This window comes from Streptomyces sp. NPDC032472, assembly GCF_040636955.1.
GTDB lineage: Bacteria > Actinomycetota > Actinomycetes > Streptomycetales > Streptomycetaceae > Streptomyces.
In genome coordinates this window covers 1-24,544 of sequence record NZ_JBEZVK010000004.1, presented here as the reverse complement: position 1 = coordinate 24,544, position 24,544 = coordinate 1, and the positions used below count along the sequence as shown (strand labels likewise).

Here is a 24,544-nt window from a genome sequence, read left to right as displayed (position 1 = left end):
GACCCCCGCCTCAGGCGTCGGGGGGCTGCACAGCCCCCTTTCGCAGCCGCGGGTCGGCAATCGCAGCCCCGCCGACGTCAGCCCGCCACCCTTCGCAGCCGGGGGCCGGCAAATTCAGCCCCGCCGGCGATTGAGGCGCGGGTCCGGGCAGCGCCCGGCGCCCGGCGGAGCCGGGGTTCCCACCACCCGCCCGCCACCTTCGCAGCCGGGTCGGCATATTCGGCCCGCCTCCTTCGCAGCCGGGGGCGGCCGGCAAATTCAGCCCCGCCGGCGGTTGAGGCGGACCCCTTCGGACAGGAGTTCGGCCAGGTGGCGGGGGCGGGTGTCCGACAGCTCGGCGATCTGCGTGCGGCAGGAGAAGCCGTCCGCCAGGACGACCGTCTCCGCCGGGGCGGCGCGCAGGGACGGCAGCAGTTGTTCCTCCGCGCAGGCAACCGACACCGCATGGTGCCCCGGCTCGAAGCCGAAGTTGCCGGCCAGGCCGCAGCAGCCGCCGCTGAGCCCGCCCGTCAGCCCGGCCCGCTCGCGCAGCCGGCGGTCCGCGGCGTCGCCGAGGACCGCGTGCTGGTGGCAGTGGGTCTGGCCGGCCACCGGCCGGTCCACGCGGGGCGGCTGCCAGTGCGGGGCGTACTCCTCCAGCGCCTCGGCGAAGGTGCGGACGGCGGCCGCGAGCCGGGCGGCGCGCGGATCGCCGGGCAGCAGCGCCGGCAGGTCGGCGCGCAGGGCCGCGGCGCAGCTGGGTTCGAGGACGATCACGGGGGCCTCCGCCTCGCCCAGGGCGTCCAGGGTTCGGCGCAGGGTGGCGCGGGCCCGGTCGAGCCGCCCGGTGGAGAGGTACGTCAGCCCGCAGCACACCCGCCCGCCCGGCAGCCCGACCCGCAGTCCGGCGTCCTCCAGCACCTCCACGGCCGCCCGCCCCACCCGTGGAGCCAGGAACTCCGTGAAGGTGTCGGGCCACAGGAGGACCTCCCGCCCACCCCCAGCCGGCGCCGCCGGCCCGCGGTCGCGCCACCAGGCGGTGAAGCGTTCGGCCGGCAGCCGCGGGAGGCTGCGGTGGGGGTCCAGGCCCGCTGCGCGCGCCGCGAACGGCAGCCGGGCCAGGGCGTCGGCCGCGCGGGTCAGCCGCAGCCTCGCGAGCAGGTGGAGCCAGTCCGGCAGGCCGCCCAGGGTGTAGTGGGCCAGCGGCCGGATGCGGCCCGCCCAGTGGCGGTGCAGGAACTCCGCCTTGTACGCCGCCATGTCCACCCCGACCGGGCAGTCGCTGCGGCACCCCTTGCAGCCCAGGCACAGGTCCAGCGCCTCGGCGACCTCCGCCGAGCGCCAGCCGTCCCGCAGGACCTCCCCGGCCAGCATCTCGTGCAGCAGCCGGGCACGCCCCCGCGTGGAGTGCCGCTCCTCCCCCGTGACCCGGTACGACGGGCACATCACCCCCGGCCCGGACGACACTGACGAGAGACCCGAGCGGCATTTCGCCACGCCCACGCAGCGGGCCACCTCCCCCGCCAGCGCCTCCCCCCTCGGCAGCACCTCGAAGCGCAGGTTCTCGTCCAGCCGCGCCGGCCGCACCAGCATCCCGGGGTTCATCCCGCCCCGCGGGTCCCACACGTCCTTGTACGCCTCGAACAGCGCGATCACCCTGGGCCCGTACATCCGCGGCAGCAGCTCCGCCCGCGCCTGCCCGTCGCCGTGCTCCCCGGACAGCGAGCCCCCGTGCGCCGCGACCAGGTCGGCCAGCTCCTGCGAGAAGGCCCGGAAGCGGGCCACGCCGGGCGCCGTGACCAGGTCGAAGTCGATCCGTACGTGCACGCAGCCCTCGCCGAAGTGCCCGTACGGGGTGCCGCGCAGCCCGTGCGCCGCCAGCAGGGCGCGGAACTCCCGCAGGTACGCCCCCAGCCGCGCGGGCGGCACCGCGCAGTCCTCCCATCCGGGCCAGGCCATGCCCCCGTCCGGGGTCCGGGTCGCGGTGCCGGCCGCGTCCTCCCGGATCCGCCACAGCGCCCGCTGCGCCGCCGGGTCGGTGACCACCACCGCGTCCAGCGCGTCCGCGACCCGTACCAGCTCGCGCGCCGCGCCCTCGTCCCGCATCTCCGCGAACAGCCAGGCCCGGCCCCGCGGCAGGTCCGCCGCCGCGCCCCGGACCAGGTCCTCGGCCATGCCCTCCACCGTCAGCGGCTGCAGCGGGAGCAGGCCCGCGGCCGCGTCCGCCGCCGCGCTCTCGTCGGCGTACCCGAGGACCGCGAGGGCCGGCGCGCGCGGCGCCTCGACCAGCCGGACCACCGCCTCGGTGACGACGCCGAGGGTGCCCTCGCTGCCGCAGAAGGCGCGGGCGAGCTGCACGCCCCGCTCGGGCAGCAGCGCGTCCAGGCCGCCGTACCCGGAGATCCGCCGCGAGAAGCCCCCGCCCGCCCCCATGCCCGTGCGCAGCACCTCCAGGTTCCCGGCCACCAGCTCCCGCAGCCCGGACGGCGCCCCGTCCCACCCGGTCCCGATCCGGTGCACCCCGCCCCCGTACGCGACCACCTCCAGCTCGGCGACGTTGTCGGCGGTGGTGCCCCAGGCCACCGAGTGGGCGCCGCACGCGTTGTTGCCGATCATCCCGCCGAGGGTGCAGCGCGAGTGGGTGGAGGGGTCCGGCCCGAAGGTGAGCCCGTGGCGGCGCGCCGCCTCCCGCAGCCGGTCGAGCACCAGGCCCGGCTGGACGACGGCGGTGCGGGCCCCAGGGTCCAGGGACACCAGGGCGTTCATGTGACGGGTGAGGTCCAGCACCACGCCCGTGCCGGTGGCCTGCCCCGCGATGGAGGTGCCCCCGCCGCGCGGGACGACCGGCACCCCGGCGGCGGCGCAGATCCCCAGGGCGGCCGCGACGTCCTCGGCGTCGCGCGGGGCGACCACCCCGACCGGCACGCGCCGGTAGTTGGAGGCGTCCATGGTCACCAGGGCCCGGGCCGCGGCCCCGAAGTCCACCTCTCCGCGCAGCCCCTCCCGCAATGTCCGCTGCAGTCCGTCCCGCAATGTCCGCTGCCGTGCCCGTTCGGGCTCCCCGGATGCACTCACGCGCCCCACCTTCCCACCAGCGGCGTTCGTCTCACCGGGTGGACGCGCCTCCGGCACCCGGTCCCCGACCGGATACGCTCCGCTCGTGGCTGAGATCCAGATTCCCGCTGACATCAAGCCCGCCGACGGACGCTTCGGCGCGGGCCCCTCCAAGGTGCGGACCGAGGCGCTGGACGCCCTCGCCGCCACCGGTACCTCCCTGCTCGGAACCTCGCACCGCCAGGCCCCGGTCAAGAACCTGGTCGGCTCGGTGCGCCAGGGCATCCGGGACCTGTTCTCCCTGCCCGAGGGCTACGAGGTGATCCTGGGCAACGGCGGCTCCACCGCCTTCTGGGACGTCGCGACCGCAGGCCTGATCGAGCGCAAGTCCCAGCACCTGACCTTCGGCGAGTTCTCGTCGAAGTTCGCCAAGGCCGCGAAGCTCGCGCCGTGGCTGGACGAGCCGTCCGTGATCTCCTCCGAGCCGGGCACGCACCCCGAGCCGGTGGCCGAGGCGGGCGTGGACGTGTACGCGTACACCCACAACGAGACCTCGACGGGTGTCGCGGCGCCGATCAAGCGCGTCACGGGCGCCGACGCCGGTTCGCTCGTCCTGGTGGACGCGACCTCGGGCGCCGGCGGCCTGCCGGTGGACATCACCGAGACCGACGTCTACTACTTCGCCCCGCAGAAGTCCTTCGCCTCCGAAGGCGGCCTGTGGCTCGCGGCGTTCTCCCCGGCGGCCCTGGAGCGCGCGGCGCGCGTCCACGCGTCCGGCCGGCACATCCCGGAGTTCTTCTCGCTGCCGACGGCGATCGACAACTCCCTGAAGAACCAGACGTACAACACCCCGTCGCTGTCCACCCTCTTCCTGCTGAACCAGCAGCTGGAGTGGATCAACGGCCAGGGCGGCCTGGACTGGGCGACCGCCCGTACCGCGACCAGCGCGCGCACCCTGTACGGCTGGGCGGAGGCCTCGAAGTACGCCACCCCGTTCGTCGTGGACGCCGACAAGCGCTCGTCCGTCATCGGCACGATCGACTTCTCGGACGACGTCGACGCGGCGGCCGTCGCCAAGGTGCTGCGCGCCAACGGCATCGTGGACACCGAGCCGTACCGCAAGCTCGGCCGCAACCAGCTGCGCATCGCGATGTTCCCGGCGATCGACCCGGCGGACGTGCAGGCGCTGACGGCGTGCATCGACTACGTGATCGAGAAGCTCTGACCGCAGCTTCCCCTTTCCTCCCCGAGCCCCCGGCGACCCTCGCGTCGCCGGGGGCTCGGCACGTACGAGGACGACGCGTGCGCGTTCGACACGTACGAGGACGGCACGTACGAGGACGACACACACAAGAAGGACCGTTTCCCCAGCGACAGGCCCCCGCCGTGGTATTCGCCCACCTCACGGCCGGGGCACGGCACGCGATACCGTCGAGGCCTCGGCAATTCTTGGAGGAAGCGGCGTGAGCGTGCGAGTGACGGCTGCCCAGGGCGGCGCGGACCCCTTCGGCACGGCCCGGCTGCGGCGCGGGGTGCTCGACTCGTGGGGCGCGGGCCCCGCCCGCTTCCGCGAGGACGCCAACGCCGAGGAGGACCTGGCCCTCGGCGGCTACCGCGACCGCCTCGTGGTCGAACTGGCGCAGAACGCCGCCGACGCCGCGGCCCGCGCCCAGGCGCCCGGCCGGCTGCGGCTGACCCTGCACACCGACGGCGACGGGCGGGCCGTGCTCGCCGCCGCCAACACCGGCGCCCCGCTCGACGCCACCGGCGTGGAGTCCCTGAGCACCCTGCGCGCCTCCGCCAAGCGGGAGTCCACCGCCTCCGGCGACACCGTCGGCCGCTTCGGCGTCGGCTTCGCCGCCGTCCTGGCCGTCTCCGACGAGCCCGCCGTCCTCGGCCGGCACGGCGGCGTGCGCTGGTCCCTGGCCGAGGCCCGCGAGCTGGCCGCCGAGGCCGCCCGGCACAGCCCCGGCCTCGGCGACGAACTGCGCCGCCGCGACGGCCACGTCCCGCTGCTGCGCCTCCCGCTGCCCGCCGAGGGCACCGCGCCCGAGGGCTACGACACCGTCGTCGTCCTCCCGCTGCGCGACGCCGCCGCCGAGGACCTGGCCGCGCGGCTGCTGGCCGGCATCGACGACGCGCTGCTGCTGACCCTGCCCGGGCTGCACGAGATCGTCATCGACACCCCGGCCGAGGGCACCCGGACCCTGCGCCGCGGCGCCGACGGCCCCCACACCGTCATCGAGGACTCCCGGGGGCAGACCCGCCGCTGGGCCACCGTCCGCCACAGCGGCCCCATCGAGCCCGCCCTCCTCGCCGACCGGCCGGTGGAGGAGCGGCTGCGGCCCACCTGGACGGTGTCCTGGGCCGTGCCCGTCGACGCCGAGGGCGCGCCCGTACGGCCCGACACCGCCCCTGTCGTGCACGCCCCGACCCCGACCGACGAGCCGCTGGGCATCCCCGCGCTGCTCATCGCGACGCTCCCGCTGGACACCGCCCGCCGCCACCCCGCGCCCGGGCCGCTGACCGACTTCCTCGTCGAGCGCGCCGCCGACGCGTACGCCGAACTGCTGGGCTCCTGGGAGCCGGTGAGCACCGCACTGGTGGACCTCGTACCCGGGCCGCTCGGCAAGGGCCTGCTCGACGGGGCCCTGCGCACCGCCGTCCTGCAGCGGCTGCCCCGTACGGCCTTCCTCGCCCCGGCCGTCGCCCCGGCCGAGGACGAGCAGGAGCGCGCCGCCCTGCGCCCCTTCGAGGCCGAGGTCGTCGAGGGCGCCGGCGCCGACACCGTACGGGTGCTGGCCGAGGTGCTGCCGACCCTGCTGCCCGCCGGGCTGGAGCGCCGCCCCGAGCTGCGCACCCTGGGCGTGGGCCGGCTCCCGCTCGGCGACGCCATCGAGCGGATCGCCGGCATCGAGCGCACCCCCGAGTGGTGGCACCGCCTGTACGACACCCTGGCCGGGGTCGACCCGGACCGGCTGTCCGGGCTGCCCGTGCCGCTGGCCGACGGGCGCACCACCATCGGCCCCCGGCACGTCCTGCTGCCCGGCGCGGACACCCCCAAGGACCTGGCCCGGCTCGGCCTGAAGGTGGCCCACCCCGACGCCGCGCACCCGCTGCTGGAGCGGCTCGGCGCCCTGCCCGCCACGCCCCGCGCCGTGCTGACGACCCCGCAGGTGCGGGCCGCCGTGGCCGGCTCCCTCGACGCCGGCGAGGTGTGGGACGAGGACGCCCCCGACGCCGACGAGCTGGCCGAGATCGTCCTCGGCCTGGTCCGCGACGCCGACCTCTCCCCCGGCGACGAGCCGTGGCTCGGCGCGCTCGCCCTGCCCGACGAGGACGGCGAACTCGCCCCGGCCGGCGAGCTGCTGCTGCCCGGCTCCCCCCTCGCCTCGGTGATCCGCGAGGACGAGGTCCCGTACGTGGACGCCGAACTGGCCGCCCGCTGGGGCGCCCAGCCGCTGACCGCCTGCGGCGTGCTCGCCACCTTCCAGCTGGTCCGCGCCACCGACGTGGTCCTCGACCCGGACGAACTGGAGCCCCGCGACACCGACTTCGCCGAGCCCGACGACGTCGGCCTGCTCGACGCCGTCGACGTGTGGTGCGAGGACGTCCTGGACCAGCTCCCGGACAGCCCGCTGCCGCCGGTCGCCACCGAGATCACCGCCGTGCGCGACCTGGACCTCGTCGACGACGACTGCTGGCCCCAGGCCCTCGCGATGCTCGCGCAGCCGCCGCTGCGCGACGCCCTGATCCAGCCCGTACGGGTCCTGCTGCCGGACGGCACCACGCAGTCCGTGCGCCCGTACACCGCCTGGTGGCTGCGCGACCACCCCGTGCTCGACGGCCGCCGCCCGGCCGGTCTGCGCGCGGCGGGCGGCGACCCGCTGCTGGCCGGCCTCTACACCTCGGCGGACGCCACCGGCTTCGAGGACGAGCAGGTCCTGCGCGCCCTCGGCGTACGCACCACGGTCGCCGCCCTCCTTGACGAGCCCGGCGGCGCGGCCGAACTCCTGGGCCGCCTCGCCGACCCCGACCGCGAGGTCACCGACCGCCAACTCCACGCCCTGTACGGGGCCCTGGCCGACCTGGACCCGGAGCAGGTCACCCTTCCCGACGAGCTGCGCGCGGTGGTCGACGGCCGGATCCGGGTCGTGGACGCGGCCGACGCGGTGATCGCGGACGCCCCGGACCTGCTGCCGCTGACCGCCGGGCTGCCCCTGCTGCCGGTGGCCCCGGCGCGGGCCGCGGACCTGGCGGACCTGCTCCAGGTCCGGCGGCTGTCGGAGACGGTCCCGGCGCAGGTCAGCACGCCCGGCGAGGAGCACGAGGTCCCGGAGCCGGTCCTGCTGCTCCTGGGCCCGGCGACCCCGCGCACGTACATCGAGCACGAGGAACTGGTCGCGGGCGGCGTCGAACTCGACTGGCGCCGCACCCCGGACGGCACCCTGCACGCCTCCACCCTTGAGGGTGTGGCCGCCGGCCTCGCCTGGGCGGCGGGCCAGTGGCCCCGCCGCTTCGAGGTGGCCGCCCTCCTGGAGGACCCCTCCCGTACGGCGGAACTGGCCCGCGACCGCTGGTTCGACTAGGAGAGCCCCGAGCCCCATCAGTGCCGCTAATGACCCCTGCATGATTCATCGTTGGACGTGATGACAGGCCGGGCCGCAGCATGAGATGCGTGAACAGCACTCCACGCCGCAGCCCGGCCAGAACCCGTCTCCGCGCCCTGCTCCACGCCTGGCTCAGGTCCTGCACCGTGCCCGCCGCCCACGCGAGCAGCCCCTTGGCCCACCCCGCAGACGCGGCCCTGGCCGCGGCCCGGGTCTGGGCCGGCTCCGTCAGACCTGGTCCACCCGAATCCGGTGGTCGGCGAGGAGCTTGCGCAGGTCGTCGGTGTCGGAGGTGAGTACGGCGACGTCCGTCCTGGGATCCGCGAAGCGGAGTGCGACTGCTGCGAGGACTGCGTCAAGGGCGTGCTTGTGTCCGTGAAGACCGGCGTGGGTCAGGAGGTCACGGGCGTCGGTGAGGATGCGGTCGTCGGTGTGTACGACCTCGACACGCGACAAGAGCCATTCCCAGGCCTTGCCTTGCTTGCCCGCGCGCGGGTCCCAGGCCTCCAGGACGGTGAGTGCCGAGGTGACGACCTGGATGCCGTTCAGGGACGCGGCCTTCACAAACAGGGCGACCGTCTCGTCGCCGCGCGATGCCTTGGAGAGGGCCTCGCAGTCCAACACGAAGACGCGAGGGCGCGGAGGGAGCGTCCGCGAGGGTCGGGTCATGCGGCACGCTCCTGCGGGGTTTCCGGTTCCGACACGACCTCCTCTCTCGCTTCGGATCTGGCGTACTCCCCGACGCGCATTGCGTCATGCCATGCGTCCATCTCGGCGATGCGGTCGAGCACCGCGTCATATGCCTCTTCGGAGTAGGGGCCGAACTCCTCCTCCAGCATGCCGGCCAGCTCGGTGAGCTTGTGCGCCGCGATCCGGCGCTCGACCGCCTCGGTCACAAAGGCGGAGACGCCGCGGGCGTCCACCTGCTCCTTGATGTACTCAAGCGTTTCTTCGGGCAAGGTGATGGTCACCTTCTTTGTTGCCATATAGCGAGTATGGCCACCCGGGGGCGGTCCTGTCACCACCCGGAAGGGTGGACCACCAAAGCCGGGTACCCGGCCGCCCGGCCCTACGCCGGGAAGCGGTGGTCCACCCAGCGGAACGTGCCTTCGATCAGGGCGGAGGCGGCCGCGGCGATGGCGACCGCCGTCCACGGCATCAGGGTGCCCACCAGCCTCAGCTGGAAGAAGTCCTGCAGCCACGGGACGGCCAGGACGACGAGGAAGGCCCCCGCCATCGCACCGACCAGCACCAGCCGCCACCACGTGTACGGGCGGGCGATGATCGCCAGCACCCACATCGACGTCAGGAACAGGGTCAGCGTCGCCGCGCTCGTCTCGGCCTGGAGGGAGCCGGGGCCGACGTAGTGGTGGCGGGCCAGCAGGTACGAGACGAACGTGGCGACCGCGGCGATCACACCGCCCGGAACCGCGTACCGCATCACCCGCCTCACGAAGTGCGGCCGCGCCCGCTCCTTGTTCGGGGCCAGGGCCAGGAAGAACGCCGGGACGCCGATGGTGAGGGTGGACAGCAGGGTCAGGTGGCGCGGCAGGAAGGGGTACTCCACCTGCCAGCAGACCACCAGCACCGCCAGCAGCACCGAGTAGACGGTCTTGGTCAGGAAGAGGGTGGCGACGCGGGTGATGTTGCCGATGACGCGGCGGCCCTCGGCGACCACCGAGGGGAGGGTGGCGAAGCTGTTGTCGAGCAGGACGATCTGCGCGACGGCCCGGGTGGCCTCCGAGCCCGAGCCCATCGAGACGCCGATGTCGGCGTCCTTGAGGGCGAGGACGTCGTTGACGCCGTCGCCGGTCATCGCGACCGTGTGGCCGCGCGACTGCAGGGCGCCCACCATGTCCCGCTTCTGCTGCGGGCTGACCCGGCCGAAGACCGAGTTGCCGTCGAGCACCTCGGCCATGCCCGCCCGCTCGGCCGGCATCTTGCGCGCGTCGACGGTGTTCTCGGCACCGGGCAGGCCGAGCTTGCCGGCGACGGCGCCGACGGAGACCGCGTTGTCGCCGGAGATGACCTTCGCGTGGACCTTCTGGTCCGCGAAGTAGCGCAGGGTGTCGCCTGCGTCGGGCCGCAGCCGCTGCTCCAGCACGATCAGGGCGGTCGGCCGGGCCCCGGAGGCGACGGCCTCGTCGTCGAGCTCGCGGGCGGCGCGGGCCAGCAGCAGGACGCGCAGGCCCTGCTCGTTCAGCTCGTCGATCTCCTCCAGGGCCGGGTCGCCGGCCGGGAGCAGGACGTCGGGGGCGCCGAGCAGCCAGGTGGAGTTCTCGCCGTCGCCCTCGCTGAAGCTGGCCCCGCTGTACTTGCGGGCGGAGGAGAAGGGCAGGGACTCGGTGCAGCGCCAGTCCGCGCTGTCCGGGTAGGCGTCGATGATGGCCTGGAGGCTGGCGTTGGGGCGCGGGTCGGACTCGCCGAGCGCCCCGAGGACCTTCTTGAGGTGGGCGGGCTCCGCGCCGGCGAGCGGGCGGAGCTCGGTGACGTCCATGCCGCCCTCGGTCAGGGTGCCGGTCTTGTCGAGGCAGACCACGTCGACGCGGGCGAGGCCCTCGATGGCGGGCAGCTCCTGCACCAGGCACTGTTTGCGGCCGAGCCGGACGACGCCGATGGCGAAGGCGACGGAGGTCAGCAGGACGAGGCCCTCGGGGATCATCGGGACGATGCCGCCGACGGTGCGGGCGATCGAGTCCTTCAGGCCGGTGTCCTTGACGACGAGCTGGCTGATGATCAGGCCGATCGAGGTCGGGATCATCATCCAGGTGACGTACTTGAGGATGGTGGAGATCCCGGAGCGCAGCTCGGAGTGGACGAGGGTGAAGCGGGTGGCCTCCTCGGCGAGCTGGGCGGCGTAGGCCTCGCGGCCGACCTTGGTGGCGGTGAACGCGCCGCCGCCGGCGGCGACGAAGGAACCGGACATCACCGGGTCGCCGGGCCGCTTGAGGACGGGGTCGGCCTCGCCGGTGAGCAGGGACTCGTCGATCTCCAGGCCGTCGGCCTCGCCGACGACGCCGTCGACGACGACCTTGTCGCCCGGACCCAGCTCGATGACGTCGTCGAGGACGATCTCGGAGGTGGATATCTCGGCGGTGCGTCCGTCGCGGCGGACGCTCGGTCTGGCCTCGCCGATGACGGCCAGGCTGTCGAGGGTCTTCTTGGCGCGCAGCTCCTGGATGATGCCGATGCCGGTGTTGGCGAGGATGACGTAGCCGAAGAGGCTGTCCTGGAGCGGCGCGACGCACAGCATGACGACCCACAGCACGCCGATGATGGCGTTGAAGCGGGTGAAGACGTTGGCGCGGACGATGTCGGCGGTGGATCGGGACGAGCGGACGGGCACGTCGTTGACGGCTCCGCGCGCGACGCGCTCGGCGACCTCGGCGGTGCTCAGACCGCGGGGCTCGAAACGGGGGGCGGGCGGGGCCACGGGGTGGACGGGGTCCAGCTCGGCGCCCGCGTCGATGCGGGATCCCCTGTCGGAGTCGGCCGCGCCGGAGCCGGCCGCGCCGGAGGCGGCCCTGCCCGAGCCGCCGGTGCCGCCGGCAGCGCCCGGCTCGGGCCCGTCGGATTCGATCCCTGCCCGCTGCGTCATGCTTTCGACGGTAAAGCGGGTTCTGCCGCTTCACCCGCCGAGAAGAGCGAAGATCAGATTTCGGCGTCGGTCTCGGGCTGCGCCGCCGCGGCGTGCCGCTTGAGCGCGGCGTCGCGGCCGCGGACGTACCAGATGCCGATGAGGCCGAGCCCGCCGCCGGCCGCGCAGCACCAGACCCACCACAGCAGGTCCCGGTCGGCGAACCAGCCGTAGAAGGGCAGCTGGACGAGGAACAGGGCGAACCAGAGGATCGTGCCGCCGGTGACGGTCGCGACGACCGGGCCTTCCAGGGGCTCCGGCGCCTCGTGTTTCGGTGTCCATTTCGCCATGCCCACAAGTCTAGGCGGGAGAATTCAGGGTCTACGCGCGGAGATGGACGGGCTTTCGTTCATGTGTTCATACTGAAACGGTTGTGGGCTCGGCCCATTTTCTCCGTATGAACCCCCAATGCCCACGCAATGAGGACCGCATGAGCACGTCGGCCCCTGCCCCGGCCCCTGCGCCCGCCGCGCAGCCCCAGACTCCCGGGACGTCCGGCCTGGACCGCTTCTTCAAGATCTCCGAGCGCGGCTCCACCGTGGCCCGCGAGATCCGCGGCGGCTTCGCCACCTTCTTCGCGATGGCCTACATCATCGTGCTGAACCCGATCATCCTCGGCAGCGCGAAGGACATGTACGGCCACCAGCTCGACAGCGGCCAGCTGGTGACCGCCACCGTGGTGACGGCGGCCTTCACCACGCTCCTCATGGGGGTCATCGGCAACGTCCCGATCGCCCTCGCCGCCGGCCTCGGCGTCAACACCGTCGTCGCCCTCCAGCTCGCCCCGCGCATGAGCTGGCCCGACGCCATGGGCATGGTGGTGCTCGCCGGCTTCGTGGTGATGCTGCTCGTCGCCACCGGCCTGCGCGAGCGGGTCATGAACGCCGTGCCGCTGGGCCTGCGCAAGGGCATCGCCATCGGCATCGGCCTGTTCATCATGCTGATCGGCCTGGTCGACTCCGGCTTCGTCACCCGAATCCCGGACGCCGCGCACACCACCGTTCCGCTCCAGCTCGGGCTGAACGGCCACCTGCACGGCTGGCCCGTGCTGATCTTCATCGTCGGCGTGCTGCTGACGTTCACCCTGCTGATCCGCAAGACGCCCGGCGCGATCCTGATCTCCATCATCGCGATGACCGTCGCCGCCCTCGTGGTGCAACTGGTCGCCGACCTGCCGGACTCCGGCTGGGGCCTGACCGTGCCGAAGTGGCCCGGCAACCCGGTGGCAGCGCCCGACTTCGGGCTCGTCGGTGAGGTCAGCCTGTTCGGCGGCTTCGGCAAGGTCGGCGTGCTGACCGGCTGCCTGTTCGTCTTCACCGTGCTGCTGTCCTGCTTCTTCGACGCGATGGGAACGATCCTCGGCGTCGGCGACGAGGCCAAGCTGATCGACAAGGACGGCAACTTCCCCGGCATCAACCGGGTCCTGTTCATCGACGGCCTGGCCGTGGCCTCCGGCGGCGCCTCGTCCTCCTCGGCCACCACCTGCTTCGTGGAGTCCACCGCCGGTGTCGGCGAGGGCGCCCGTACGGGCCTGGCGAACGTCGTCACGGGCGGCCTGTTCACGGTGGCCCTGTTCCTGACCCCGCTCGCCACGATGGTGCCGTCCCAGGCGGCCACGCCCGCGCTGGTCGCGGTCGGCTTCCTGATCCTCGCGGGCTCGGTCAAGGACATCGACTGGAGCGACTTCACCATCGCCGTCCCCGCCTTCCTGGCGATGGTGATGATGCCCTTCACGTACTCGATCACCAACGGCATCGGGCTCGGCTTCATCAGCTTCAGCGTGCTGCGGCTGGCAACCGGCCGGGGCCGCGAGGTCCCGGTGGCCATGTACGTCGTGTCCGCGGTGTTCGTCTTCTACTACGCCATGCCGGCGCTCGGCCTCACGTAGGCAAGGACCCGGCCGCGGGCGGCTCAGGTCAGCCCGTAGAACTTCTCCGTCTCGTCGACCGCTGCCTTGAAGCGCTCGTCGAAGTCATCGCGAATGAGCGTCCGGACCACGTAGTCCTGGACGCTCATTCCGCGTTTGGCGGCGTGTACCCGGAGGCGGTCGAGCAGCTCCCCGTCTATGCGCATGCTCAGCACGTGTGTCCCCATGGCGCAAGGGTCGGGGCACAGGGCGTGGATGCGCGTCGTTTTTCGCCGCCCGCTCACTCGTATGAGTGACGGGTATCCCGTTGTTCTTTAGAGAGAGTAATGAGTTACCCTAAGGACATGCCCGACCTTTCCCATGGCGGCGACGCTGCCGCCGTGAACGACCTCCGCTCCGCCGTCATGCGGCTGGGCCGACGCCTCAAGCACCAGCGCGTCGACGAATCGCTGAGCCCGACCGAGATGTCGGTCCTCGGCACCCTCGCCCGCTGCGGCCGCGCCACCCCCGGCGAGCTGGCCCGGCGCGAGCACGTGCAGCCGCCGTCCATGACGCGCATCGTCGCGCTGCTGGAGGCCAAGGGACTGGTCAAGCTGGAACCGCACCCCGAGGACCGCCGCCAGAAGGTGGTCAGCCAGACGGAGGAGGCCGAGGCGATGCTCGAAGAGAGCCGCCGCAAGCGCAACGCCTTCCTGGCCGGGCTCGCGGCAGAGCTCACCGAGGACGAATGGGCCAAGCTCCGCGAGGCCGCGCCCGTCCTGGAGAAGCTCGCGCACCTATAGGACCGACGCAAGGAGGCTGACCTCTTGAGTACGGGAAACGGACCCAGTTCCGCACCCGGCCACCTACCCACCCCTACCACCGCCACCCGCAGCGCGAGGTCGACGTCGAACCCGAAGTCGATGTTCGCCTCGCTGCGGATCCGGAACTACCGGCTCTTCGCCCTCGGACAGGCCGTCTCCAACACCGGCACCTGGATGCAGCGCATCGCCCAGGACTGGCTGGTCCTGTCCCTGACCGGCTCGGCCTCGGCCGTCGGCATCACCATCGCGCTGCAGTTCCTGCCCATGCTGGTCCTCGGCCTGTACGGCGGCGTCCTCGCCGACCGGCTCCCCAAGCGGCCGCTGCTGATCGCCACCCAGAGCCTGATGGGGCTGACCGGCGTCGCCCTCGCCGTGCTGACCCTGGCCGGAGACGTCCGGGTCTGGCACGTGTACGTCGCCGCCCTGCTCCTCGGCCTGATCACCGTCGTGGACAACCCGGCCCGGCAGACCTTCGTCTCGGAGATGGTCGGCCCGTACCAGCTCGCCAACGCCGTCAGCCTGAACTCGGCGAACTTCCAGTCCGCGCGGCTGGTCGGCCCGGCCGTCGCCGGTGTGCTCATCACCGCCGTCGGCTCCGGCTGGGCCTTCCTGCTGAACGGGCTGTCCTTCGCCGCCCCCGTCGCCGGCCTGCTGCTGATGCGCGCCGCCGAACTGCACCGCGTCGAGCCTCAGCCGCGGGCCAAGGGCCAGCTGCGCGAAGGCCTGCGGCACGTCGCCGGGCGGCCCGAGCTGGTCTGGCCGATCGTGCTCGTCGGGTGCATCGGGACCTTCGGGTTCAACTTCCCGATCTGGCTCTCGGCGTTCGTCAGCGACGTCTTCCACGAGGACGCCGGTACGTACGGGCTGCTGAACACCCTGCTCGCGGCCGGCTCCCTCGCCGGCGCGCTGCTGGCGGCCCGGCGGGGCCTCGCCCGGCTGCGGCTGCTGGTCGCGGCCGCGCTGGTGTTCTCCGCGCTGCTGGCGGCCACCGCCTTCGCGCCCGGGTTCTGGCTGTTCGCGGTGCTGCTGGTGCCGATCGGGATGTTCGGGCTGACGGTCAACGTCACCGCGAACACCATCGTCCAGACGGCCGCGGACCCCGAGATGCGGGGCCGGGTCATGGCCCTGTTCATGATGGTCTTCACCGGGGGCACGCCGATCGGCGCGCCGCTGGTCGGCTGGATCACCGACACGTACGGGCCGCGGATCGGCATGGCCGCGGGCGGCGCCGCCTCGCTGGTCGCTGCCGCCGCGATCGCGCTGGTCCTCTCCCGCGTCGGCAACCTCCGCCTGAGCGTCAGCCGGCAGGGCGTGGCCTTCGTCCCGACCGCCGAGGGCCGCCTGGTCAAGGCCGCGTAGCCCCCGCCGGGGCCTCCACCCCGCCCCCCGCGCCTCAAACGCCGGCGGGGCTGGATTTTGCCCGACTTCCGCTCCGAAACGGAGGCAGGCCCGGCTGCTGCCGACTCCCGGCTCCGAAAGGGACGGCGGCACCGGGCCCCCTGGGGCTCCGCCCCAGACCCCGCGCCTCAAACGCCGGCGGGGCTGAAATTGCCGGACCCCGGCTTCGAGCGCCGCGCAGGCTGGCACATCCAGCCCGCGCGGCATTTGAGCGCACCGGCGCGGAGCGCCCGGACGGGGGCCGGGCGGAGCCCGGGCACCCGGCGGGGGCCGGGGCCGCAGGCCCCGGTTTCTGGGGGCACCTCCCAGCGGTAGCTGGGGGAGAAGGGGCGGGGAGGGGAACGACTCCGCGCAGCGGCGGCTCCGGCCCTCGCCCGGCTCCGGCTCCGGCTCCGGCTCCAGCCGCGGCTTCGGGCGCGGCACCGGCTCCGGCTTCGGGCGCGGCACCGGCCCCGGCGTCGGGCGGGCCGGCGCGGCCCGGCCGGCGGCGGGCCGCGCCGCGGGGATCAGGGGCGGGGGCGGCGGCGCAGGAGGCGTTTGGCGGCCATGACCAGGGCCGTGCCCACGGCCAGGACCGCCGCCCCCTTGGTGAACGAGCCGCCGCCGTCCGCCCCCGCGCCGGCCGGCGGGGTCCCCGGCCCCCCGGACGGCGCCGGCGGCGACGCGGAGGCGCCCCCCGCCCCCGCCGCCGCACCCACCGGCACGGCCACCACCCGGCTGTTCTCCCCCTCCGACCCGAACATCAGCGTCGACCCGTCCGCCGAGTACGTCACCGACTCCGCCTGCCCCTGCCACGGCGCGTCCACCCGCTCGCCCGCACCCTCCGGCCGGCCGTCCTTCCACGGCCAGGTCCGCGCGAAGAAGTACCCGCGCAGCGTGAGCCGGCCGCCGTCCGGCGAGAACGCCCCGTCCGTCACCCACGGCAGGTCCGCCACCCGCCGGAACACGTTCGTCCCCGACGCCGACAGCTGCTCCGGTCCCTCGTACAGCCCGCCCTTCTCCTCGCTCTTGCTCGCGATGTACACCCGCCCCGTCACCGGATGCACCATCAGCGCCTCGGCATTGCGCGGCCCGTCGGCGTACTTCACCGTGAACTGCTCCGCCGTGACCGTGGCGTCCGCCAGCACCTTCGGCTCCGGGAAGCGGTAGATCCAGACGTGGTCCCAGGTCCCGTTCCGGTTGTCGCCGATGTCGCCGACGTACAGCTGCCCGTCGGGACCCAGCGAGATCGCCTCGACGTCGCGGGGCGTCCCGATCCCCGACAGGGTGATCCGGGCGACGGTCTTCCCGGTCGCCGAGTCCACCGCGTACACGTACGGGCCGTCGTCGCTGTCGTTGTGCGTCCAGTACACGCCCGGATGGATCCGGCTCGCCGCCAGACCGCTCGACTCCTTGATCCGCGGATCGCTGATGGTGAAGCCCGTCGGCGCGGGCGCCGGCGCCGGGGTCGCGGCCGCCGCCGGGCCCGGCAGGAGCAGTACGAGCGCGGCGCATGCGGCAAGCCCGCCCGCAGCGGCGGAACTCCGGGACACGGCCGACGACGGCAACGGTGACGGCGGCAGCAGGCGCATACCCCCAGCCTGCCAGGGCCCCGCACGCCCCGACGGCCCGCCATCCGGGGCCGGCGGCCACCGTGTCCGGCATCACAGGGGCTTCCGCCGCGTGATCCGCGATGATGACCGGATGCGTTTCATGTTCGTCGGCGATTCCATGACCATCGGACGCGCCGGCGACTACACCTGGCGCTACCGGATGTGGCAGCACCTCAACGCGAGCTTCGGCGGCCCCTACCGCATCGTCGGCCCGCGCAGCGAGCTGTACGACATCCACGCCGACGCCCCCACCAGCCACGCCTACGCCGACCCCGCCTTCCCCGAGCGCGCCCGCCGCCACCTGGCCGGCTGGGGCGAGGGCTGGCAGCACATGGCCCCCGTCATAGGCCCGGCCGTCGCCGCCGGCAAGGCCGACGTCCTGCTCGTCTCCCTCGGCCTGATCGACCTCGGCTTCTACACCAAGGCCGACGAGACCGCCGCCAACGCCCGCCGGTTCATCGCCGAGGCCCGCGCCGCCCGCCCGTCCGTCCGGATGGTCCTGCTGCCGGTCATACCGAACGTACGGGCCGAGTCCGACGCGCCCTTCGCCGCCGAGGTCGCCCGCTTCAACGAGCTCCTCGCCAAGGCCGCCGCCGACCTGTCGACCCCCGCCTCGCCGATCCTGCTGGGGGCGCGCCCGGAGGCGTACGACATCCACCGCGACACCTACGACGGCACCCACCCCAACGCCTCCGGCGAGCACCGGCTGGCCGGCGAGTTCGCCGCCGTCCTGCACCAGGCGTGGGACATCGGCGGGCCCTACCGCGCCGCCGCCGACCCCGCCTGACACGTAAGGCGTAACGCGTAACACGCCCTTCATCCGCGGCACTTGCCTCGAGCGCACTCCAAGCAGTTGGCTAGGGCCCCATGAAGTACACACAGCTCGGACGCACCGGCCTCAAGGTCAGCCGACTTGTACTCGGCACGATGAACTTCGGCCCCCAGACCGGGGAGCCGGAGAGCCACGCCATCATGGACGCCGCCCTCGACGCGGGCATCAACTTCTTCGACACCGCGAACGTGTACGGGTGGGGCGAGAACAAGGGCCGCACCGAGGAAATCATCGGCACCTGGTTCGCGCAGGGCGGGCGCCGCCGCGAGAAGACCGTCCTCGCCACCAAGGTCTACGCGAGCATGGCCCCCGAGGGGCAGCCGTGGCCCAACTACGACCGGCTGTCGGCGCTGAACATCCGGCGGGCCGTCGACGCCAGCCTCAAGCGGCTGAACACCGACTACATCGACCTCTACCAGTTCCACCACGTGGACCGGCTGACGCCGTTCGAGGAGATCTGGCAGGCCGTCGAGGTCCTGGTCCAGCAGGGCAAGATCCTCTACGCCGGCTCCTCGAACTTCCCCGGCTGGAAGATCGCCCAGGCCAACGAGACCGCGGCCCGGACCGGCCGGCTCGGCCTCGTCAGCGAGCAGTGCCTGTACAACCTCGCCGAGCGGCGCGCCGAGCTGGAGATCGTCCCGGCCGCGCAGGAGTACGGACTCGGGGTCATCCCGTGGTCCCCGCTGCACGGCGGCCTGCTCGGCGGGGCCATCCGCAAGGCCGCCGACTCCGGGCGCACCGCGAGCGGCCGCTCTGCCGATGCGCTGGCCAACAGCTCGGTCCGGGCGCAGGTGCAGGCGTACGAGGACCTGCTGGACAAGCACGGCCTGGAGCCGGGCGAGGTCGCGCTGGCCTGGCTGCTGACCCGGCCGGGGGTCACCGGGCCGATCGTGGGTCCGCGTACGGCGGAGCAGCTCGCGTCCGCGCTACGGGCGGTGGAGCTGGAGCTCTCGCAGGAGGTCCTGGACGGCCTGGACGAGGTCTTCCCGGGGCCGGGCCCGGCGCCGGAGGCGTTCGCCTGGTAAGGGCCCTGGTTGGGGCAGTGCCACTGCTCCTGCTACTGCCCGACGGCGGCCGCCACGGCCACGACGACGAACATCAGCACGAGCACACCGGCCATCACACGGTTACGGGTCTTGGGATCCACCCGTCGAGCGTAACGCGACCGCCCGCGTCCCCCGAACGGAGGGGCGCGGGCGGTGCGCGGCGGTCAGGGGGCGTCGGCCTCGAGCGGCCAGGCCTCCAGGACCTCGTAGCGGGGCCGGTCGCCCGGGATGCCGCTGGTCGGGAGGTTGCTGCGGATCAGGCTGAGCTCGCGGACCTGCCAGGGCGTGCCCTCGAAGTGGGCCAGGGCGTCGAGGTACGGGCGCAGCGCGGTGCCGCCGTGGCTGCGGGCCAGGGTGAGGTGGGCCTTGTAGCGGCGGTGCTGCTCCATCGGGACCCCGGCCCGGCGGGCCGCAGCGTCGGCGCGCTCGGCCAGCATCCGCATCTCGTCGATGCCGCCGGCGGCGCCGGTCCACAGGGCGCGGTCGCCGAAGTGGCCGCAGCCGTGGAAGCGGAGGGGGAAGGGGGCGGTGCGGTGGGCTGCGCGGGCCAGGCGGGTGGACAGCTCCGGCAGGACGCCTTCCTGCACCTCGCCCATGAAGGCGAGGGTGAAGTGCCAGCCCGCTTCCGCGGTCCAGCGGAGCCGCTCGTCCCGTACCGCCTGTACGGCCTGCCGCAACTCGGCCACGGCCCCCTCCGGGGGCACCACGGCAGCAAACAGCCTCATACCCCGAGCCTAACGGCCCACCCGGCCCCGCCTCACGCCCCAACCGCCGACGGGCGCCGACGCCCGTGACGCGGTCCGGCATGTCCAGCCCCGCCGGCGAGGCTGGATCCTGCCGACCCTCGGCTGCGAAGGGCCAAGGGCCACCGAAGGGCAATCACGGCTCCGCCGAACCCTGGGACGGGGGCCCGGCAAATAAAGCCCCGCCGGCGATTGAGGCGCGGCTCCGGGCGGAGCCCGGTGCCCGGCGGAGCCGGGATTCCCGGGGCTATGCGTCCGTGACGGGGACGGAGTGCGGCTCCGGTGGGGCCGCCGTGGGGGGTTCGGACATGGTGGTCAGGAGGCGGCGGGCCAGGCCCAGACCGGTACCGCCCATGGTCAGGGCCTTCGTGAAGAGGTCCGACATGCCCTCGGCACCGTTCAGCAGGATCATCTGGTCCACGTTCCCGAAGGCTCCGGCCCCGGCCTGGACGATGGCCGGCCAGTTCTCGGCAAGCTGCTGCGCGACCACCGCCTCCTGGTTCTCCGCCAGCGCGGCGGCCCGCGCCTGGATGGCCTCGGCCTCCGCGAGCCCCCGCGCCCGCGCGGACGCCGCCTCCGCCAGCCCCTTGGCCTCGGCGGCGGCCGCCTCCGCCTCGCCGGTGGCCCGGGTCGCCTTCGCCTCGGCCGCACCCCGCGCCTCCATGGCCGCCGCCTCCGCGGCCGCCTCGAGCTCCGTCTCCCGCGCCCGCGCCTGGGCGGCGGAGATCTGCGCGTCGCGTTCCGCCTCCGCCCGGGTGCGGATCTCGTAAGCCGCCGCGTCCGCCGGCTTGCGGACGTCGGCCTGGAGCTGCTGCTCGCGCCGCAGCGACTCCAGCTCGGCGACCCGCGTCTCCTGGACGACGACCTCCTGCCGGGCCGCCGCCTCCGACAGCGGCCCCGCCTGCCGGGCGGCGGCCGCGGCCCGGTCCCGTTCGGCCTGGTAGCCGGCCTGGAGGATCTCGCTGTCCCGCGTGGCCTCCGCCATCCGCGCGAACGCCGTCTGCTCGGCCTCCGTCGCCAGCCGGTTCGCCTCGGCCTGGGCGATGCGCGCGTCCCGCTGCACGGCCGCGGCGTGCGGCATGGTCAGGTTCTTGATGTAGCCGGTCGGGTCCTCGATCTCGTGGATCTGCAGCGAGTCGACGATCAGGCCCAGCTTCTCCATCTCCGTACCGCAGGCCGCCCGGGTCTGCCCGATCAGCTTCTCGCGGTCGCGGATCATGTCCTCGACCGTCAGACCGCCGACGATGGACCGCAGGTGGCCGGCGAAGACGATGTGCACCCGCTCGGGCATCATCTTCTGCTGGTCCAGGAACCGGCGCGCGGCGTTGGCGATGGACACCATGTCGTCGCCGATCTTGAAGATGACGACGCCCTTCACCCGCAGCGGGATGCCCTGGTGGGTGACGCAATCGACCACGAGCTGCGTCTCGTTGAGGTCCAGGGACAGTTTGCGCACCGCCTGCACGCCCGGAATCACCAGCGTCCCGCGGCCGGTGACGATCCGGAACCCCATGCCGTCGCCGAGACCTTCGGTCTTGTGCGCCGAACCGGAGATGACGAGTGCTTCGTTGGGTTCGGCCACCCGCCACATGAGCTTGAAGAGGCCGACCAGGACAAGGATTGCAGCGAGAACGACTCCCGCAACGACGCCGAAAGCCATCGGCAACGCCCCCTTAGCGCAGTGCCGTTCGGCACTGACGGAAGGCGAGTGTGCGCGCGGCGCGGCCCGTTCAGTAGGGCTCGGGGGCCGCTTGTCGCCATCTTGATACGGAGGAGGCGCCGCGCCGGTGCGGGCGCAGCCCCGCGCACCGCACCACTCAGTCGCCGTACGCGGCCATCACGTACACCGTGCGCGGCGGCTGGTGCTCGACCACCGTCACCACCGTCCCCACGGGCAGTCGTCCCGTCCCGGGCGCCGGGTACGCGAGGAAGTGCTCGGCGCCGCCCCGGATGCGGACGATGACCTCGCCGACGAGGCCGGGCCCGACCGTTCCGGTGACGCGCCCGTCCAGTCCCACCATGTGTTGCCCGGCGTCCCCCATGCGCCGAGGGTACGCCGCCGGCCGGCGCGGCGGGACGGGCAGCTGCCGACCCGCGCGGGCTAGGAGTGCCCGAGGTCCGCGGCCGGCAGGTCCGCCGTCGGCACCGAGCCGGTGTCCGCGGCGGGCCGCAGCGGGAACTCGTCCGCCGCCATCGAGTCGAGGACCGGCGGCGCGGGCCGCAGCGGCTTCGGCATGACCGCGGCCTCGGAGTGGCCGCCGCAGCCGTACGAGAGGGAGACCAGGCGGCCGTCGGCGGGGCCGAACTCGTTGGCGCAGACACCGAAGGCCTGGCCGAGCGAGCCCCCGATCTTCACGAGGAAGCCGCAGGAGACGCAGGAGGCGGGCGCCGACTGCGCCATCGGGGTCTTCGCCCCGAAGGCCTCGTCCCACCGGTCGGCGGCGGTGTGCAGCCCGTAGCGGGACAGGATGCGGGCGCGCCGCATGCCGAGTTCCTCGGCGACGTCGGCAATGGAGCCGCGGGCGGGGACCACGGTGCGGTCCGTGACGTCGGCGTCCTCGGCCTCGACGAGCTCGGCCATCTCGGCGGAGACGGCCGAGTTCGGCGGCGGGGCGTCCTCGCCGGAGTAGCCGGGTTCCAGGCGCAGGTCCTCGGCGTCGGTGGGCAGCAGGTCGCCGGGGCCGAGGTCGCCGGGGCGCAGGCGCTCGCTCCACGGCACCCATTCGGGGGCCAGGAGGGCGTCGGAGCCGGGCAGGAGCACCGTTTCGTCGAGGGTGACGTTCTTCGCGCGGGAGGCGCGGGTCACGGTGACGGCCCACCGCCAGCCGCGGTAGGCGGGGTCCTTGCACTCGAAGAAGTGGGTGACGACGCGGTCGCCCTCCGCGATCGCCGAGACGTGCTCGCCCACTACTCCGGGCGCGGCGGCTTCCTCGGCGGCCTCGCGGGCGAGGTCCACCGCCTCGGCGCACAGGCGGTCGGGGGTACGGCTTCGCGTCGTCGCAGCACTCACTGTCTCGTTCTCTCCTACGCCGTCTCACGAGTGCGCCGTCCGTACTGTCGTTCACAACGACCCGTCGGTCCTGTCCGTACGTGGCGCGAGCGGAGCGGACCTGAGGGCCGCGTCGACGTCCGCGCCCGATCGGCCTCGGGCACACCCACCTGCTATCCATTCTGCGGGATCGCGAAGAGGCGCGCGGCCAAGAGCAACCGCCGGTGGCGCGCTACGCACGCTACCTCCTTCGACGCCGCTGGCCCACATGCAAGGTCCGATTCGCGGACAAGGCTGCGACGCGTCCGTGACCCGACCGCGATCCGGTCCCGGTGCGGAAGACCCCGTGCAGGGCCGTCCGCACTCCATCCGCAGTGCCCGGGAGCGCGCCGGGACGGGACCCCGGCGGGTCCGTGGGGCACTATGTCGAGTGTGGCACCCGCACGGTCGTCGCGTGGCGGCTCGGGACCGGCCAGGCGGGCCGGCCGGGCCGTCGGGCGTGCCCTGCGCCTCCCGGTGACGGGAGCGGCGCGCGGGATCCGGCGGGCCACGCACGCGCACGGGGCCGGCGAGTCCGGGCTCGGCAAGCTGATCGAGCTGCACGCGGTGAACGGCGCCGGCGATGTGATGATCACCGTGGCGCTGGCGTCCACGGTGTTCTTCTCGGTGCCGACGGACGAGGCGCGCGGGCGGGTCGCGCTGTACCTGGCCATCACGATGGCTCCCTTCACGGTGCTGGCCCCCGTGATCGGGCCGCTGCTGGACCGGCTGCCGCACGGGCGGCGGGCCGCGATGGCGTGCTCGATGCTGGCCCGGGCGCTGCTCGCGGTGGCGATGTCGGGCGCGGTGGCCACCGGCGGGATCGAGCTGTACCCGGCGGCGCTGGGCGTGCTGGTGGCGTCCAAGGCGTACGGGGTGGTGCGCAGCGCGGTGGTACCGCGGCTGCTCCCGCCGAACTTCTCCCTCGTCAAGGCCAACTCCCGGGTGACCCTGGCCGGTCTGCTGGCGACCGCGGCCGCGGCGCCGGTCGCGGCCGGGCTGCACGCCATCGGGCCCGGGTGGCCGCTGTACGGAGCCTGCGCGATCTTCCTGGGGGGTACGGTCGCGGCGTTCACGCTGCCGCACAAGGTGGACGAGGCCAAGGGCGAGCGGCGGGCCCGGCTGTCCACGCACGAGCCGCACTCGAAGAAGCCGGGGCTGCGCACCGTCAGCCGGCCCGTGCTGTGCGGGCTGCTGGCCAATGCGGCGATGCGGGCGCTGTCCGGGTTCCTGATCTTCTTCCTGGCGTTCCTGCTGCGCGAGCACCCGCTGGCCGGGCAGAGCGCGGCGGTGTCGCTGGGCATCGTGGGCGTGGCGGCCGGCGTCGGGAACGCGGGCGGGACGGCCGTGGGCGCGTGGCTGCGGGCCCGGGCCCCCGAGGGCATCATCGCGGCGGTGCTCGCGGTGACGCTGGGGGTGGCGATCCTCGCCGCCGCGTTCTTCAGCGGGCTGTTCATGGCCGTGCTGACCGCTACCGCGGGGTTCTGCCAGGCGCTGGCGAAGCTGTCGCTGGACGCGATGATCCAGCGGGACGTTCCGGAGGCGGTGCGGACCTCGGCGTTCGCCCGGTCGGAGACGCTGCTGCAGGTGGCGTGGGTGCTGGGGGGTGCGATCGGCATCGCGCTGCCGCTGAACGGCGTGCTGGGGATGGCGGTGGCCGCGGCGATCGTGGCCGCGGGCACCACGATGGCCCTCCGCGGCCTCCTCTCCACCCCGCACCACCGGGGCACCACCCGAGCCCGAGTGGCCTAACCCGGCCCGGCGGGAGCCGCCCGGACCGCCGCTGCGCGAGGCCGTTCCCCTCTCCGCCCCTTCCCGAACCATGGCCTGCGGCCCCGCCCGCCTCAATCGCCGGCGGGGCTCAAAGATCGGGGCTCCGCCCCGGACCCCGCGCCTCAAACGCCGGCGAGGCTGGATGGTGCCGCGCAGCGGCACCATCCAGCCCCCGCGGCGAG

The 24,544-nt window shown here is 73.8% G+C and carries 19 protein-coding genes; 8 read left to right on the top strand and 11 right to left on the bottom strand.

The genetic code is table 11. The features are described from left to right. Window positions 1-258: 258 nt before the first annotated feature. The gene (locus AB0F11_RS03405) at window positions 259-2,928 is read right to left on the bottom strand and encodes an FAD-binding and (Fe-S)-binding domain-containing protein (RefSeq protein ID WP_362168186.1); all 2,670 of its coding nucleotides are present in this window, start codon (window positions 2,926-2,928) and stop codon (window positions 259-261) included. Window positions 2,929-3,139: 211 nt separating this feature from the next. On the opposite strand from AB0F11_RS03405, the gene serC reads away from it, so the two are divergent. Next, window positions 3,140-4,258: a phosphoserine transaminase gene (gene serC / locus AB0F11_RS03400; protein WP_362167836.1), complete on the top strand. Its 1,119-nt coding sequence runs from the start codon at window positions 3,140-3,142 to the stop codon at window positions 4,256-4,258. 238 nt (window positions 4,259-4,496) lie between these two features. Beyond that, the gene (locus AB0F11_RS03395; RefSeq protein ID WP_362167834.1) at window positions 4,497-7,622 is read left to right on the top strand and encodes a molecular chaperone Hsp90; all 3,126 of its coding nucleotides are present in this window, start codon (window positions 4,497-4,499) and stop codon (window positions 7,620-7,622) included. 249 nt (window positions 7,623-7,871) lie between these two features. On the opposite strand, the gene AB0F11_RS03390 is transcribed toward AB0F11_RS03395, so the two are convergent. From AB0F11_RS03390 to AB0F11_RS03375, 4 genes are all read right to left on the bottom strand, one after another. Beyond that, on the bottom strand, window positions 7,872-8,312 hold the full coding sequence (locus AB0F11_RS03390; RefSeq protein WP_362167833.1) for a PIN domain-containing protein: 441 nt from the start codon (window positions 8,310-8,312) through the stop codon (window positions 7,872-7,874). Continuing rightward, the gene (locus tag AB0F11_RS03385) at window positions 8,309-8,629 is read right to left on the bottom strand and encodes a hypothetical protein (protein ID WP_362167831.1); all 321 of its coding nucleotides are present in this window, start codon (window positions 8,627-8,629) and stop codon (window positions 8,309-8,311) included. Before AB0F11_RS03385 ends, AB0F11_RS03390 begins: the two co-directional genes overlap by 4 nt. Window positions 8,630-8,712: 83 nt before the next feature. Further along, a complete protein-coding gene (locus AB0F11_RS03380; protein WP_362167828.1) occupies window positions 8,713-11,241 on the bottom strand; it encodes an HAD-IC family P-type ATPase in 2,529 nt (842 codons plus the stop codon). Between the two features lie 53 nt (window positions 11,242-11,294). After that, complete coding sequence (locus tag AB0F11_RS03375) at window positions 11,295-11,570, bottom strand: DUF2530 domain-containing protein (protein ID WP_362167826.1); 276 nt, start codon at window positions 11,568-11,570, stop codon at window positions 11,295-11,297. Between the two features lie 140 nt (window positions 11,571-11,710). On the opposite strand from AB0F11_RS03375, the gene AB0F11_RS03370 reads away from it, so the two are divergent. Continuing rightward, entirely contained in the window at window positions 11,711-13,168 is a 1,458-nt protein-coding gene (locus tag AB0F11_RS03370; RefSeq protein WP_362167824.1) for an NCS2 family permease, read from the top strand. A 23-nt stretch (window positions 13,169-13,191) separates the two neighbouring features. On the opposite strand, the gene AB0F11_RS03365 is transcribed toward AB0F11_RS03370, so the two are convergent. After that, a complete protein-coding gene (locus AB0F11_RS03365; protein WP_361917625.1) occupies window positions 13,192-13,374 on the bottom strand; it encodes a ribbon-helix-helix protein, CopG family in 183 nt (60 codons plus the stop codon). A gap of 117 nt (window positions 13,375-13,491) precedes the next feature. Here AB0F11_RS03365 and AB0F11_RS03360 point away from each other — a divergent pair, with 117 nt between their 5' ends. After that, the gene (locus AB0F11_RS03360) at window positions 13,492-13,929 is read left to right on the top strand and encodes a MarR family transcriptional regulator (RefSeq protein ID WP_361917628.1); all 438 of its coding nucleotides are present in this window, start codon (window positions 13,492-13,494) and stop codon (window positions 13,927-13,929) included. Window positions 13,930-13,953: 24 nt separating this feature from the next. Continuing rightward, window positions 13,954-15,309 carry an MFS transporter gene (locus AB0F11_RS03355; RefSeq protein ID WP_362167821.1) on the top strand — a complete coding sequence of 452 codons (1,356 nt, stop codon included), beginning with the start codon at window positions 13,954-13,956 and terminating at the stop codon, window positions 15,307-15,309. A gap of 545 nt (window positions 15,310-15,854) precedes the next feature. Here AB0F11_RS03355 and AB0F11_RS03350 read toward each other — a convergent pair. Next, entirely contained in the window at window positions 15,855-16,919 is a 1,065-nt protein-coding gene (locus AB0F11_RS03350) for a WD40 repeat domain-containing protein (protein WP_362167818.1), read from the bottom strand. Window positions 16,920-17,031: 112 nt separating this feature from the next. Here AB0F11_RS03350 and AB0F11_RS03345 point away from each other — a divergent pair, with 112 nt between their 5' ends. Together AB0F11_RS03345 and AB0F11_RS03340 are read left to right on the top strand one after the other, a co-directional pair. Further along, window positions 17,032-17,727 carry a GDSL-type esterase/lipase family protein gene (locus tag AB0F11_RS03345; protein ID WP_362167816.1) on the top strand — a complete coding sequence of 232 codons (696 nt, stop codon included), beginning with the start codon at window positions 17,032-17,034 and terminating at the stop codon, window positions 17,725-17,727. 80 nt (window positions 17,728-17,807) lie between these two features. Continuing rightward, window positions 17,808-18,797, top strand: coding sequence for an aldo/keto reductase (locus AB0F11_RS03340; RefSeq protein ID WP_362167813.1), 990 nt, complete (start codon window positions 17,808-17,810; stop codon window positions 18,795-18,797). A 185-nt stretch (window positions 18,798-18,982) separates the two neighbouring features. Here the strand turns inward: AB0F11_RS03340 and thpR are convergent, their stop codons facing one another. The 4 genes from thpR to AB0F11_RS03320 all read right to left on the bottom strand — a co-directional run bounded on the left by thpR (window position 18,983) and on the right by AB0F11_RS03320 (window position 22,571). Continuing rightward, window positions 18,983-19,543: an RNA 2',3'-cyclic phosphodiesterase gene (gene thpR, locus AB0F11_RS03335; protein ID WP_362167810.1), complete on the bottom strand. Its 561-nt coding sequence runs from the start codon at window positions 19,541-19,543 to the stop codon at window positions 18,983-18,985. Window positions 19,544-19,808: 265 nt separating this feature from the next. Continuing rightward, a complete protein-coding gene (locus tag AB0F11_RS03330; RefSeq protein WP_362167807.1) occupies window positions 19,809-21,227 on the bottom strand; it encodes an SPFH domain-containing protein in 1,419 nt (472 codons plus the stop codon). A gap of 151 nt (window positions 21,228-21,378) precedes the next feature. Continuing rightward, window positions 21,379-21,603 carry a hypothetical protein gene (locus AB0F11_RS03325; protein ID WP_362167805.1) on the bottom strand — a complete coding sequence of 75 codons (225 nt, stop codon included), beginning with the start codon at window positions 21,601-21,603 and terminating at the stop codon, window positions 21,379-21,381. A gap of 59 nt (window positions 21,604-21,662) precedes the next feature. Next, complete coding sequence (locus AB0F11_RS03320) at window positions 21,663-22,571, bottom strand: DUF3027 domain-containing protein (protein ID WP_362167803.1); 909 nt, start codon at window positions 22,569-22,571, stop codon at window positions 21,663-21,665. A gap of 402 nt (window positions 22,572-22,973) precedes the next feature. Between AB0F11_RS03320 and AB0F11_RS03315 the strand changes: the two genes are divergently transcribed. Next, entirely contained in the window at window positions 22,974-24,341 is a 1,368-nt protein-coding gene (locus AB0F11_RS03315; protein WP_362167801.1) for an MFS transporter, read from the top strand. The last annotated feature ends 203 nt before the right edge of the window (window positions 24,342-24,544 follow it).